Source organism: Mycobacterium sp. HM-7 (genome assembly GCF_053852335.1).
In genome coordinates, this window is the sequence record NZ_CM132657.1 from 1569345 (window position 1) to 1582855 (window position 13511).

11 protein-coding genes are annotated in these 13511 nt (G+C 67.4%); 6 read left to right on the forward strand and 5 right to left on the reverse strand.

The features are described from left to right. Positions 1–63: 63 nt before the first annotated feature. From ACWW1C_RS07560 to ACWW1C_RS07570, 3 genes are read right to left on the reverse strand one after another with little or no spacing between them, the layout of a single operon-like run. A complete protein-coding gene (locus ACWW1C_RS07560) occupies positions 64–771 on the reverse strand; it encodes a TetR/AcrR family transcriptional regulator (RefSeq protein WP_455982858.1) in 708 nt (235 codons plus the stop codon). Positions 772–774: 3 nt separating this feature from the next. Continuing rightward, positions 775–2334, reverse strand: a complete 1560-nt coding sequence (locus ACWW1C_RS07565; protein ID WP_455982859.1) for a glycoside hydrolase family 13 protein — start codon at positions 2332–2334, stop codon at positions 775–777. Next, positions 2334–2738, reverse strand: a complete 405-nt coding sequence (locus ACWW1C_RS07570; RefSeq protein ID WP_455982860.1) for a globin — start codon at positions 2736–2738, stop codon at positions 2334–2336. Before ACWW1C_RS07570 ends, ACWW1C_RS07565 begins: the two co-directional genes overlap by 1 nt. A 192-nt stretch (positions 2739–2930) precedes the next feature. Here ACWW1C_RS07570 and ACWW1C_RS07575 point away from each other — a divergent pair, with 192 nt between their 5' ends. From ACWW1C_RS07575 to ACWW1C_RS07585, 3 genes are read left to right on the forward strand one after another with little or no spacing between them, the layout of a single operon-like run. Beyond that, positions 2931–3512, forward strand: coding sequence for an HNH endonuclease (locus tag ACWW1C_RS07575; protein ID WP_455982861.1), 582 nt, complete (start codon positions 2931–2933; stop codon positions 3510–3512). A 59-nt stretch (positions 3513–3571) separates the two neighbouring features. Then, positions 3572–3802: an aa3-type cytochrome oxidase subunit CtaJ gene (ctaJ, locus tag ACWW1C_RS07580; RefSeq protein WP_138229441.1), complete on the forward strand. Its 231-nt coding sequence runs from the start codon at positions 3572–3574 to the stop codon at positions 3800–3802. Then, positions 3789–4265 carry a DUF5130 domain-containing protein gene (locus ACWW1C_RS07585; protein ID WP_455982862.1) on the forward strand — a complete coding sequence of 159 codons (477 nt, stop codon included), beginning with the start codon at positions 3789–3791 and terminating at the stop codon, positions 4263–4265. The genes ctaJ and ACWW1C_RS07585 overlap by 14 nt, the downstream gene beginning before the upstream one ends. 137 nt (positions 4266–4402) lie before the next feature. Here the strand turns inward: ACWW1C_RS07585 and ACWW1C_RS07590 are convergent, their stop codons facing one another. Continuing rightward, positions 4403–5569, reverse strand: a complete 1167-nt coding sequence (locus ACWW1C_RS07590) for an alkane 1-monooxygenase (protein ID WP_455984188.1) — start codon at positions 5567–5569, stop codon at positions 4403–4405. Positions 5570–6083: 514 nt separating this feature from the next. Here ACWW1C_RS07590 and ACWW1C_RS07595 point away from each other — a divergent pair. Next, positions 6084–7706 (forward strand): GMC oxidoreductase, encoded by a 1623-nt coding sequence (locus ACWW1C_RS07595; protein ID WP_455982863.1) that lies wholly within the window; start codon positions 6084–6086, stop codon positions 7704–7706. Positions 7707–7741: 35 nt separating this feature from the next. On the opposite strand, the gene pepN is transcribed toward ACWW1C_RS07595, so the two are convergent. Beyond that, positions 7742–10315 (reverse strand): aminopeptidase N, encoded by a 2574-nt coding sequence (gene pepN / locus ACWW1C_RS07600; RefSeq protein ID WP_455982864.1) that lies wholly within the window; start codon positions 10313–10315, stop codon positions 7742–7744. A gap of 103 nt (positions 10316–10418) precedes the next feature. Between pepN and ACWW1C_RS07605 the strand changes: the two genes are divergently transcribed. Then, the gene (locus ACWW1C_RS07605; RefSeq protein WP_455982865.1) at positions 10419–11039 is read left to right on the forward strand and encodes a mycothiol-dependent nitroreductase Rv2466c family protein; all 621 of its coding nucleotides are present in this window, start codon (positions 10419–10421) and stop codon (positions 11037–11039) included. 194 nt (positions 11040–11233) lie between these two features. Next, positions 11234–13474: an LpqN/LpqT family lipoprotein gene (locus ACWW1C_RS07610; protein WP_455982866.1), complete on the forward strand. Its 2241-nt coding sequence runs from the start codon at positions 11234–11236 to the stop codon at positions 13472–13474. Positions 13475–13511 lie beyond the last annotated feature (37 nt).

Sequence of the window (13511 nt, forward strand, 5' to 3'; positions counted from 1 at the left end):
AGGGTTTTGGATAATGTCGTTTTCCGGGACGTCCGAGTGCAGGTCAGGACGACCGGAGGTGGATCAGTCGGTGGCGCCGAACAACGCCAACTGCTCGTCCGGGTCGATGACGATGCCGCGGGCCGAGGCCGCTGCCGACACCGCGCCCCAGATCACGGGGGTCAATTGGGCGATGAGTTCGTCTTTGCTGATCGTCGGCTCGTTGAGCCAGCGCAGCACGCCGAGCGCAACGGCGCCGAGGATCGCGTCGGCCGTGTATTCCAGATGGTCGGCGTCGCCGTCGTGCGCACGCACCATGGCCGCCAGCACCTCGGTCATCGCGCTGGACAGGTTGCGGCCGTTGTCGAGCAGCTTGGTGCGGGAATGGTCATCGCTGAAATGGGAACCGACGACGAACCGAAAGAGGTTGGGGCGCTCGGCCACCAATTCGACGTAGCCGCCCAGCGCCGAACGTACGAGCTCCAGCGCTGTCGCGGTGACGTGGAAGCACGGCATGACGCGCTCCACGATCAACTCCTGCATGCGCTCACCGACGGCGGCGAACAGGGTTTCCTTGTCGGTGAAGAAGCGGTACAGCTTCGGCCGTGGGACACCCGCGGTTTTCACCACGTCGTCGATCGACAGGTCCGGCCCGAATTCGTCGATCGCCCGCAGGGTTGCCTCGATCAGGTCGGCCTTCACCGTCGCGCGGTGCGCCCGCCAACGGTCGGCCCGCGCGTCACCGGTCGGTGCGGACATCCGCACCGCAACACGGGTCGCGTCGACGGGCATGGGCTAATCGTAAGTCAGCCAGAGGGCGCTGTCGGGTGGCATTCGCCGGCCGGGCATCGGCCCGCTGGCGAGCACCACCCGACCGGCCGGCACGTCGACCGCGGTGCTGCCGGTGTTCAGTAGGCACACCAGCCCGTCCTCGCACTGAAATGCCAGCAGGTCCGGCGCGGTCGGTAGCCACCGCACCGAACGACCCAAAACGGTTCGGCCCCGGCGTAATTCGATGGCCCGCCGGAACAGCGTCAACGTCGAGTCCGGGTCCGCGGACTGCGCGGCCACGGTCAACGGGTCCCAGTCGTCGGGCATCGGCAACCAGGTGTCCACCGTCGAAGAAAATCCGTACGGCGGCGCGTCGCCGGACCAGGGCAGTGGTACCCGGCAGCCGTCGCGGCCCCGCTCGGTGTGCCCGGACCGCTCCCACACCGGGTCCTGCAGGACGTCGTCGGGCAGGTCGACGTTGGGCAGGCCGAGTTCTTCGCCGTTGTAGACGAACACCGCTCCGGGCAGCGCCAGCATCACCAGCGCCATGGCCCGGGCCCGGGAAAGCCCTTGGGCGCCATCGCCGTAACGGCTGACCTCGCGTTCGACGTCGTGGTTGGACAGCGTCCAGGTGGGTGGCGAGTCGGCCAGTTCGGCGGCAGCCAGGGAATTCTCGATCGCCTCGCGGACGGCGCGTGCGGTGAAATCGGCTCGTACCAAACGGAAATTGAAACCCAGATGCAGTTCGTCGGGGCGCAGGTACTTGGCGAAATCTTCGTTGTCGAAAACCCAGACCTCACCGACGGTGGCCGCGTCGGGATAGTCGTCGAGCACCGTCCGGATGCCGCGGTGAATGGCGTGCACGCCGTCGTTGTTGAAGCGCGGATCGTCCACCCGGGTAGCCAACATGACGCCTTCGGGATCGTCCATATCCGGCAGGTCGGCCGGTTTCGCCATCCCGTGCGCGACGTCGATCCGGAATCCGGCGACGCCGCGGTCCAGCCAGAACCGCAGTGTCCGTTCGAGATCCGCCGCGATCTCCGGGTTGTCCCAATTCAGGTCCGGCTGGGCCGCGTCGAACAGGTGCAGGTACCACTGGCCTGTGGCCTCGGAAACGCGGGTCCACGCGGGACCGCCGAACACCGACGTCCAATTGTTGGGTGGCAGATCGCCGCCCGGCCCGCGGCCATCCCGGAAGAGATAGCGGGACCGTTCGGGACTGCCCGCGCCGGCGGCCAGGGCCGCCTGGAACCACGGATGCGCGGAACTGGTGTGGTTCGGGACCAGGTCCATGGTGACCTTGATGCCCGCCGCAGCCGCGGCGGTGATCAACCGCTCGAGCGCCGCCATGCCACCGAACAGCGGGTCGACGTCACGCGGGTCGGCGACGTCGTACCCGTGATCGACCATGGGGGAGACCATCACCGGGTTGAGCCACAGCGCGTCGACGCCGAGCGCGCGCAGATGGTCCAGGTGCGCCGTCACGCCGTCGAGATCGCCGACGCCATCACCGTCGCTGTCCGCGAACGAGCGCGGGTAGAGCTGATAGAAGACCGCGCGTGACCACCATCGCGCGTCCGTCATCAGAACGCCGAATTGACCATGTGCTGGGCGGCCATGTCGAAGTAGTCGAGCAGTGCCTGCCGGTGCGCGTCGTCGATGGTCTCGGGGCCGATCGAGGCGAGCGCGCTGTGCATGCACCGCAGCCAGGCGTCGCGCTCGAGGAAACCGATCCGGAACGGGGCGTGCCGCATTCGCAGTCGGGGGTGCCCGCGTTCCTCGCCGTAGGTGCGGGGACCGCCCCAGTACTGTTCGAGGAACATCCGTAGCCGGTGCTCCGCGCCATCGAGGTCGTCCTCCGGATACAGCGGGCGCAAGATTTCGTCGTCGCGGACCAATTCGTAGAACCGCGACACCAGGAGCCCGAAGGTCTCCGCTCCACCGACTTCGTCGTAGAACGACCGTTGCACCTCTGTCACGGTCGCCATTGTCCACGAGGACACCATGGCGCGTTCCACACGGGAGTCGTCACCCGAAGTTCATCGGATGGTCCAGCTAACACGCCGGAATTCTCGTGCGATCTCCGCCGATCCATGGTGGACTGTCACCACGGAGGACGTATGTCGCAACGGAGGAAGGTCCGCGGCCACAGACTTCATGGCGCCGCGGTGGGCTTACCCATGTCAAGCCCAGCACTGTCATCAACCCTGCATGCAGTCGAATCAAGTCCCACCGACGGTTCCCTCTGGGGCCGCCGCCGCGTCCTGCTGCTGAATTCGACCTACGAACCGCTGACCGCGCTGCCCATGCGCCGCGCCGTGATCATGGTGCTGTGCGGCAAAGCCGACGTGGTGCACGACGATCCGACCGGTCCGGTCATACACTCGGCGACCCGCGCGGTCGCCGTTCCGTCGGTCATCCGACTACGTAGTTACGTGCGGGTCCCTTACCGGGCCCGCATTCCCATGACTCGGGCCGCTTTGATGCACCGGGACCGCTTCCGCTGCGCATACTGCGGCGGCAAGGCCGACACCGTCGACCATGTCGTGCCCCGCAGCCGTGGCGGCGAGCACTCCTGGGAAAACTGTGTCGCGGCCTGTGGACCGTGTAATCACCGCAAGGCCGACCGGCTGCTCACCGAACTCGGCTGGACATTGCACGCGGCGCCGTTGCCGCCCAAGGGGCAGCACTGGCGGCTGCTGTCGGCGGTCAAAGAGCTCGATCCGGCCTGGGTGCGGTACCTCGGCGAAGGTGCCGCCTGAGACGGCGGATTGCCCCTGTCGTCGTTACGCGCCGAGCCACGTACTGATACGGTTTGCGCGTGAGCATTGCACTTACTCATTCGCTGCTCGGTGGCGTGCCGCTGGCGCTGCTGCTGGTGCTCGGCGCGCTGTTCCTGCTGCGTAAGGGTCCGCATCCGGACACCTACAAGATGACCGACAAATGGACCCACGCGCCGATCCTGTGGGCGGCCGAGGAACCGGCGGATCACGGCCACGGTGGCCATGACTCGCACCTGACTGTGGGAGGTGGCGCAAGTGGCAAGTGGTAGCCAGACCGAGGTCGCAAACATCGATCCGGCCAACCTGCCGTACGGCTACGCCGTCACGTACAGCGGCCGCGTCTCCGGCGTCACCGAACCCGGTGAGCTGTCGGTGCATTACCCGTTCCCGGTCAAGGACCTGGTCTTCCTCGACGACGCCCTGAAGTACGGTTCGCGCGCCGCCGGCGCCCGCTTCGCCGTCTACATCGGCGATCTGGGTGCGGACACCGCCGCCACCGCCCGTGAAGTGCTGGCAACCGTGCCGACGCCGAACAACGCGGTGCTGCTGGCCGTCTCGCCGAACCAGAAGGTCATCGAGGTCGTCTACGGCGCCGAGGTCCGTGGTCGTGGCATCGAAGAGGCCGCACCGCTGGGGGTTTCCGCGGCGGCCGCGTCCTTCAAACAGGGCAATCTGATGGACGGCCTGATCAGCGCGGTCCGCGTGCTGAGTGCCGGCGTCTCGCCCGCCTGATTTCAGTCACCCTGCCGGGTGCGGACCACTGGTTCGCACCCGGCAGAGTGCTATCCGGGGTTCGGTTGGGCCCGCGGCGAGAGCGTCGTCCACTCGCACGAATCCGCGAGTGGAAACAGGATCAGCGTCGGACCGGCTCAGCGAGCAGCGGGGTAGCGCTTGCGCAGGCGAGCCTCGTAGCCCGGCTGCAGCGCGGTGCGGCTGATGTCGCCGTCGTAGTGCGCCAACACGCGCGGGTCCATCACGCGGCGCCAGAGCGGCGGACAGATGGCCAGCAGCAGCATGGTGCCGTAGCCGCCGGGCAGCTGCGGGGCCTCGTCGGCGTGGCACAGCGCCTGGTACCGGCGCATCGGGTTGGCGTGGTGATCGGAGTGCCGTTGCAGGTGGAACAGGAAGACGTTGGCGATCACGGTGTTGCTGTTCCAGCTGTGCCCGGCGCGCACCCGCTCATACCGGCCGTTGGGCAGCTTCTGCCGCCGCAGGCCGTAGTGCTCGAGGTAGTTGACGGTCTCCAGTAGGAAGATGCCGATCACGGCCTGCCCGAACAGCCACGGCAGGACGACGACGCCGAACCAGGCGGCCAGGATGACGAACAGGATGACGCTCAGCAGCCAGGCATTGAGGACCTCGTTGCGCAGCGACCACTTCGACTTGTGCACGCGCGCGAGGCGGTCGGCCTCCAGCGTCCAGGCCGATCGCAGGCTGCCGATGACCGACCGGCAGATGAAGGCGTACAGGCTCTCGCCGAGGCGCGAGCTGGCCGGGTCCTCCGGGGTCGCCACCCGCACGTGGTGACCGCGGTTGTGCTCGACGAAGAAGTGGCCATAACAGGTCTGGGCCAGGGCGATCTTGGACAGCCGGCGTTCGGACATGCCCCGTTTGTGGCCGAGTTCGTGGGCTGCGTTGATCGCGATGCCGCCGACCGTTCCGACAGAGGCCATGAGCCCCAGCTTGTCGGTGATCGACATGGTCACCCAGCCGCCGCCGGCCCACAGCCAGCAGGCAAAGATCAGCGACAGGTACTGCGCAGGCAGGAAGAGGTGCGTGGCGAGCCGGTAGAACGGGTCGTCCTCCAGGCTCCGCAGATCACCGGGCGCCGAGTCGGCTTCAGGGCCGATGATGTGGTCGAGCACCGGGACCAGCCCGAACGTCAGGAGCGAACCGGTCCACCAGAACCCGTCGAAGCCGGTGAGCCAGACCAGCAACCAGGACAGGCCGACCATGCCGGGGGTGATGGGGCCCAGCAGCCACACGTAGCGTTTGGAATCGCGCCATTTCGACTTGGCGGCCGGTGCGTCGGGCATCTCGGGCGCGAGAGGCTGCGACGCCTCCTGGCCCGCGCGCAATGCCGACAACACCCCGTATTCGTACCCGCATTCGGCCGTTTGCGCAAATACTCAACGGTAGCCAGAGCCGGTTCCTGTCCGTTTTCTCATCGTTATCCAGCAAATTGTTTGAGCCGTCAGCATGCGGGGGTATTCGGGACAATTGGCCGGGTCCGGTGCCGGCAGTTGGGCAGCTGTCGTCGGTTCGGCGCCGTCGCCACCAAACTTGCAGGTAGAGTGCCGTGCACGGATATGGGTGACGTACGCCATACCGGGTTTCCGGCGGGTTGGACGACGCGGTGACAGCCGGATCCTGCGCAGCGGCGGAAACTCGGCGGCATCGTGTAATTTTTGTGATGAATCCGTTATTCGGGGGTTGGCTGGCGGCCGGCTTCGGGTTAGCTGGACGGTAACGCGGAAGGACGATCTTGGCAGTGATGCACGGCCGGCATCGACACATCCGGCGCTGGGACGCGGCCGCGGCAGGCAGCCGATGAGCCCGATCAGCCGACGGCAGTTTCTCGGCGGTGCGGCGGTGGCGGGTATCGCGGGCGCGGCGGGTGTCGGGGTTCTCGTCGAACGATCGCGCGACCGCACCGAGGCCCGGAGGCATTTCTCGGCCATCGTCATCGGCAGCGGATACGGCGGGGGAGTCTCTGCGCTGAGGCTGGGACAGGCCGGCGTCGAGACGTTGGTCATCGAGCAGGGCCGACTGTGGGACAAGCCCGATGACGACGGCAAGCGGTTCTCCAAGATGCTGCCCGCCGACACCCGCGCCGGCTGGTTCACCAAGGTGCCGCCGAGTCTGGTCACCTCGTTCGGTGGCTTCACCGTCGAGCAGGTGGCGGAGCACGCGCCGTCGCCCCAGCCGATCCAGGCCGGCATCTGCCAGAAGGTGACGCACGGTGCCCACGATGTCTTCCGGGGCCTCGCTGTCGGTGGCGGCTCGATGATCAATGCGGGCATCGCCGCTATCCCGACGCAGCGGCAGGTCGCCAAGGCGTTCCCCGACATCGGCGCCGACGAGTTCCTGGGCACCTATGTCGAACGCGCGAAGACTTCGCTGAAGATCAGCTACCGCGACATGGCCTGGTTCGAGCAGACCCCGTGCTTCCAATACGCCCGCGCGGGCCGCAAGTACGCGGCGGCGGCCGGCTACAAGGTCGACTACAACGGCAGCTCCTACTCCTTCGACTACCTCGTCAAGGAGGCGGCCGGGCAGGTGCCGCAGTCCTCGCTGGCGTTCGAGCAACAGTTCGGCAGCAACTACGGCCGGTTCGGCAGCGTCGACCAGACCTACATCGCCGAGGCGCTCAAGACCGGGCACGTCACACTGCGCCCGCTGACCGAGGTCACGTCGATCCGGCAGGAGCGGTCGGGTGAGTTCGTGGTGGCCACCCGCGAGATCGACCGCTGGGGCAAAGAACTGTCCAAGACCGAATTCGGTTGTGACCAGCTGTATCTGGCGGCCGGCGTGCTCGGCACCACCAAGCTCCTGCTCAAGGCGCGCGAAGCTGGTGGCCTGGCCCATCTGAACGACGAGGTCGGCAGGGGCTATGGCAACAACGGCGACCTGATGGTCAGTCACAACCTGGCCAAGAGCGATCCGGCCGGCACCACACAGTCGCTGATGGGCATGATCAACATCGACGGCCGCGACGATCCGGACAACCCGGTGTACGCCAGCATGTTCTCCATGCCGCTGCCGGTGGAGACCTATCTGCTCGGCTACTACGTCATGGTCGACACCGGCGACCGCGCCGACATCACCTACGACCGCCAGTCCGATACCGCGACGATCCAGTGGACCGAGGCCTTCGCCGCGAACAACGAGGCCAGGGCCAGGCTGGTGTTCGACAAGCTCGTGAAGGCCAACAAGGTCGACTACCGCAATGACCTGTTCAGCGGAAAAGTCTTTGCGCCCAACACTGTTCACCCGCTCGGCGGATGTGTGCGGGGCAAGGCGACGGACGCCTTCGGGCGGGTGAACGGCCACCGCAACTTGTTCGTCAACGATGCGTCGCTGATGCCCGGGCACCTCGGCTGCAACCCGTACATGACCATCACCGCGCTCGCCGAGCGCAACATCGAAGGCATCCTGCAGGGCCGCACTTAGCCGGTGGCGGCCAGGTGCGGCTCCTGCAGTCGGGGTCAGCTCACGTCGAATGCCCGGGCGCGCAGCGAACGTTCTACTCCCGCACGGCCTTCCAGCACCAGGCGGCGCAGGGCCGGCGGAACCTGCGGATCGGAGAGGAATCGGTCGGCTGCGTCGAGGCCGGCCTGGCTGATGTCCCACGAGGGGTACAGGCCGATGACCACGGTCTGGGCCACCTCGCTCGAGCGCCGCTCCCACACGCCGGAGATCGCCTCGAAGTAGCGGTCCCGGAACGGGTCCAGCAGCTCGGTCTGTCCGGGCTGGACGAAGCCGCCGACGATGGCGCGCGTGGTGATGTTCGCCAGCGTGTCGTCCTCGATGACCCGTTGCCACGCAGCCTCTTTCACCGTGGCTTGCGGGCGGGCAGCGCCCGCGGCAGCGGCACTGCGCTGACCGGCTGCTGTCGGATCCTGCTGCGCCTCGGCGTCGATGAACGGCGTCTGCCCACCGTCGGCGTCGATGACGCCTGCGCGTGCCAGCGCGGTCACGATGCGCCAGCGCAGATCGGTGTCGACCACGAGGCCCGCCATGTTCACGGCGGCGGGCTCGTTGTCCAACAGAGTCGACAGCACCGCGATGTGGTTCGGCGCCAGCACCGACGTGCACAGCGCATTGATGTACGCCAGCTGGTGGTCCGACCCCGGCGACGAATCCCGGGCCAGGTCCAGCAACGCGTCACCGAAAGCGGGCCAACCGATTTCGGCCGCCCACGCCGGATCGGCGTAGGAAGTAAGGGCGGTCTGCGCCTGCAGTACCAGTCGCTGCGCGACGCCCACCTCGGACTCGGCGTGCAGGCCGCTCATCACGAGGGCGACGAACTCGCGGGCCTTCATCTCGGCCTCTCGTGTCATCTCCCAGGCCGCCGACCAGGCGAGGGTGCGGGGGAGCGGGTCGTCGATGTCGGCGATCCGGCTCAGCACCGTCTGCAGCGACGCGGGATCGAGCCGCATCGAGCAGTAGGTCAGGTCGTCGTCGTTGACCAGGACCAGCTTGCCGCGCGAAAGACCAACCAGCGCAGGGACATCCGTCACCGGGCCCTCGACGTCGAGTTCCTCGCGATGCACCCGCACCAGTTTGCCGGAGCCGTCGTCGTCGTAGATGCCGACCGCGAGCCGGTGCACGCGGGTCTCGCCGGCGCCCGGAGCCGCGCCGCTCTGGGCGATGGCGAACCGGGTGAACACACCGGAGCTGTCGACGTCGAAATCGGCCCGCAGGGTGTTCAGGCCGGTGGTCTTCAGCCACTGCTGGCCCCAGTCCGACAGGTCCCGGCCCGACGATTTCTCCAGCGCGCCAAGCAGATCAGCGAACGTGGCGTTGTCGTACGCGTGATCGCGGAAGTAGTCGCGCAGACCGGACAGGAACGGCTCCAGCCCGACGTAGGCCACCAGCTGCTTGAGCACGCTGGCGCCCTTGGCGTAGGTGATGCCGTCGAAGTTCACCTCGACGGCGGCCAGGTCGGGGATGTCGGCCGCGACCGGATGCGTGGACGGCAGCTGGTCCTGCCGGTACGCCCAGGACTTCTCGACGTTCGCGAAGGTGGTCCAGGCCTGCTTGTACTCGGTGGCCTCGGCCTGGCACAGCACCGAGGCGAAGGTGGCGAAGGATTCGTTGAGCCACAGGTCATCCCACCAGCGCATGGTGACCAGATCGCCGAACCACATGTGGGCCATCTCGTGCAACACGGTCTCGGCGCGGCGCTCGTACGAGTAGCGCGTGACCTTCGACCGGAAGACGTAATCCTCCAGGAACGTCACCGCGCCCGCGTTCTCCATGGCGCCGGCGTTGAACTCCGGCACGAACAGCTGGTCGTACTTGCCGAATGCGTACGGCGTGCCGAAGTTCTTGTGGTAGAAGGAGAATCCCTGCTTGGTCTCGGTGAACAGCCGGTCGGCGTCCATGAACTCGGCCAGCGACGCGCGGCAGAAGATGCCCAGCGGGATGTCGCCGTGCTCGTCGCTGTAGACGTCGTCCCATCGCGCGTAGGGTCCGGCGATCAAGGCAGCCAGGTACGTGCTCATCTTCGGCGTGGTGGCGAAGGTGTGCTTGCCATCTCCGGCGGCTGTGCCGGCGCCGTTCGAGATCACCTGCCAGTGCGCGGGCGCGGTCACCGCCACGTCGAAGGTGGCCTTGAGGTCCGGCTGGTCGAAGCAGGCGAACATCCGCTTGGCGTCGGCGGTTTCGAACTGCGAGTAGAGGTAGACCTCGCCGTCGACCGGGTCGACGAAGCGATGCAGGCCTTCACCGGTGTTGGAGTAGCGGCAGTCGGCGTCGACCACGACGACGTTCTGCTCGGCGAGCCCGGCCAGCGGCACGCCCGTTGATTCGTCGTACGCGGACACATCGACGGGCAGCCCGTTGAGCGTGGCGCTGCGGATGGAGTCGGCGGCGATGTCGATGACGGTGTTGGCGCCGGGCAGGGCGCTGAAGGTCACCGTGGTCACCGACCGGAAGGTGCCATCGCCGGGGGCGCCGGCACCATCGGTGAGGTCGAGATCGATGCGGTAGTTGTCGACGGTCACCAGTGCCGCACGCTCGGCGGCCTGGTCGCGTGTCAGATTCGGAAGTGCCACGTCACCAACTTAGGGGACAACCGGTGGCCGTGACCGGGAACATCGGGACGCCGGGCATAGTTGTTCGCAACGGGATCTGTTCCGACCGCGAGAAGGAAGACGAATGGCTGACTCTGCCGCCACAAAGGACGTCGCAGGATTCTGGTTCGATCCGCTGTGCCCGTGGGCCTGGATCACCTCCCGATGGATCCTCGAGGTTCAGAAGGTCCGCGATATCGACGTCGAGTTCCATGTCATGAGCCTCGCGGTGCTCAACGAGGGCAGGGACCTGCCGGAGAACTACCGGGAGATGATGAAGACGGCCTGGGGCCCGGTCCGGGTCGCCATCGCGGCCGAGCAAGCCGTCGGCTCGGACGTGCTCGCGCCCCTGTACACCGCGATGGGCACCCGGATTCACAACCAGGGCAACAAGAATTTCCCTGAGGTCATCGCCGAGTCGCTCGAAGAACTCGGCCTCCCCGCCGAGCTGGCCGAAGCGGCCACCAGCGACAAATTCGACGAGGCGCTGCGCAAGAGCCACCACGCCGGGATGGACGCCGTCGGCCCCGATGTGGGGACGCCGACCATCCACGTCAACGGCGTCGCGTTCTTCGGTCCGGTGCTGTCGCGCATCCCGCGCGACGAAGAAGCCGGCAAGCTGTGGGACGCGTCGGTGATTTTCGCTGCGTACCCCCACTTCTGGGAGCTCAAGCGCTCCCGCAACGAGGCTCCCGAATTCGACTGAGCGCAAACCGCCGCTAGTCACGCTCACCAGGGTCGGCCCAGGTAATCTCGTCGGCGTTCCGCAAGGAACGTCTGGACGCCGTTACGGTGGTCAGACACATCCGAAACATGAGCCACAACGATGCAACTGGTGGGGAGCGACGTGCCGACGGACAGTTTCGTCCTTCGACGTGCGGGTTTGAGTAGGATGCGCTGATGTCGCTGGAGACGGGCGCAACCTTCGCCGGGTACACCGTGCGTCGGTTGCTGGGTTCAGGGGGAATGGGCGATGTGTACCTCGTCCAGCACCCCAGGCTGCCCCGCCTCGACGCCATGAAGGTGCTCCGGGAAAACGCCTCCGTCAACGAGGAATTCCGCATCCGGTTCGAGCGCGAAGCGAACATCGCGGCCGGCCTGTGGCACCCGCACATCGTCGGCCTGCACGACCGCGGTGAGTTCGAGGGCCGGCTGTGGATCACCATGGACTACGTCGACGGCACCGACGCCGCGCAGCTGGTCAAGTACGAGTACCCGAACGGCCTGCCGCTGGAGCTCGTCGTCGACATCGTCAAGGCCATGAGCTCGGCCCTGGACTACGCCCACCAGCGCGGTTTGCTGCACCGCGACATCAAGCCGGCCAACATCCTGCTCAGCAACATCGACAGTGATGAGCGGCGAATCCTGCTGAGCGACTTCGGCATCGCCCGCCAGATCGGCGAGGTGACCGGCCTGACGTCGGCCAATCTGGCGATCGGCACCGTCTCCTACTCCGCGCCCGAGCAGCTGATGGGCGGCGACATCGACGGCCGTGCCGACCAGTACGCGCTCGCCGCCACCGCCTACCGGCTGCTCACCGGCCAGACGCCGTACCAGGACACCAACCAGATCGCGGTCATCAGCCAGCACCTCAGCGCACCACCGCCCAAGGCCAGCGACCTCAAGCCGTGGCTGGAACCGCTGAACGACGTGCTGATCAAGGCCATGGGCAAGTCGCCCGAGGACCGCTTCGATTCCTGCACCAAGTTCGCGCGGGCCTTCCAGCGCCAGGCCGAATCGGTCACCGAATCGCCCACGCTGAACCTGCGCACCGCCGAGCTGCGGCTCCCGACCGTCACCCCGGTGGTGGCCGAGGCTCCGGTGGCTCCGGCCGCCGAGCCGCCCTCCGCTCCTGAGGTGACGCCGCCGCCGGTCGCCCCGCCGCCGGTGCCTCCGGCCGTGGCCGCCGAACCGGTGCCCGAGCCTGAGCCGGAACCGGCGCCTGCCCCGGAGCCGGAAGCCGAGGTTGTGCAGGAGCCCGTCGCGCCGCCGCCGGCCCCGGAACGACCCACGCCGCCGTCGCAGCCCGATCCGTCACCGACGATCGAGCCGGTTTCGGAACCGACACCGCCTCCGGTGCCGGTCTCGGAGCCGACGCCGCCACCAGTGCCGCCGCGCGGTCCCGTCGGTCCGCCGCCTGAGGCGAAACCGTTTCGGCCGGAACCGGATTCGTCACCGTCGGCCCCGCCGTACCGGCAGCCGGTACCTGCGCCGCCGCCCCTGCCGCCGCAGCGGCACGTCCGGCCGACGCACGAGACGGTGTCGCCGACCGTCGTGCTGCCGGTCATCCCGGCCGATCCGGCGGCGCACGCGGCGTCCGGGATGGGCCGTCCCAGCGCACCGCCGCCGTCGTACTCGCAACTCGCGGCCGACATCGGCAAGACACCACCGGGCCGCGGCCAGTCGTCGGGCGGCAAGACCACCAAGATGTGGGTGATCGGCGGCGCGATCGCAACTGTCGTGGTCGTGTTGATCGCCGTCGTCCTCTTGAACTCCGGTGACGACTCGAGCGGCACCTCGGACGCATCCGGCACCAGCAGCCAGAGCAGTGGAGCGGACAAGCCGTCCTCGTCGTCGCACAAGCCGACACCACCCGTTCTCGTCGGCACGCCCGGCAACTACCAGACCATCGCCACCTACCTGAAGAGCAACAACATTCAGGAAGCGCTGGTGCATCGCAACGAGCCGGGCGCACCGGTGGTGACGCTGCCGATGCCGCCGGGGTGGGCCGACGCCGGACCGCAGACGCCGGCTTTCGCCTACGAATCGATCGTGTACAACGGTCCGAGCGCGGGCACGTACCGGCCCAGCGCCACGGCGCTGATCTCCCGGCTCGGCCCGACCGCCGATGCCCAGAAGATCCTCGACTTCGCGCCGGGTGAGCTGAACAACCTGCCGGGATTCACCGCAACCGATCCCGGCACGCCGGGCACGGTCGACGGCCACAAGTCGTTCCAGATCGCGGGTTCGTGGAATTCCAACGGGGTGACGAAGCTCATCACTCAGAACACCGTCGTCATCCAGGACGGGACCGGGCTGTACGTCATGCAGATCAACATCGACGGCGTCGCCGACCAGGCGGAGATCATCAAGCAGATCACCGAGGCCGTCGACCGCGACACGAAGATCGCCTCCGGCTGAGCCGGCGATTCTGTCCAGCGCCTCTGTTCTGCCAGAA

Bases quoted from the DNA above. Each gene is read 5' to 3' on its own strand.
- ACWW1C_RS07575 (WP_455982861.1), top strand. From the start codon at position 2,931: ATGTCAAGCCCAGCACTGTCATCAACCCTGCATGCAGTCGAATCAAGT.
- ACWW1C_RS07605 (WP_455982865.1), top strand. From the start codon at position 10,419: ATGGCTGACTCTGCCGCCACAAAGGACGTCGCAGGATTCTGGTTCGAT.
- ACWW1C_RS07610 (WP_455982866.1), top strand. From the start codon at position 11,234: ATGTCGCTGGAGACGGGCGCAACCTTCGCCGGGTACACCGTGCGTCGG.
- ACWW1C_RS07565 (WP_455982859.1), bottom strand. From the start codon at position 2,334: ATGACGGACGCGCGATGGTGGTCACGCGCGGTCTTCTATCAGCTCTAC.
- ACWW1C_RS07590 (WP_455984188.1), bottom strand. From the start codon at position 5,569: ATGCCCGACGCACCGGCCGCCAAGTCGAAATGGCGCGATTCCAAACGC.
- ACWW1C_RS07595 (WP_455982863.1), top strand. From the start codon at position 6,084: ATGAGCCCGATCAGCCGACGGCAGTTTCTCGGCGGTGCGGCGGTGGCG.
- ACWW1C_RS07570 (WP_455982860.1), bottom strand. From the start codon at position 2,738: ATGGCGACCGTGACAGAGGTGCAACGGTCGTTCTACGACGAAGTCGGT.
- ACWW1C_RS07560 (WP_455982858.1), bottom strand. From the start codon at position 771: ATGCCCGTCGACGCGACCCGTGTTGCGGTGCGGATGTCCGCACCGACC.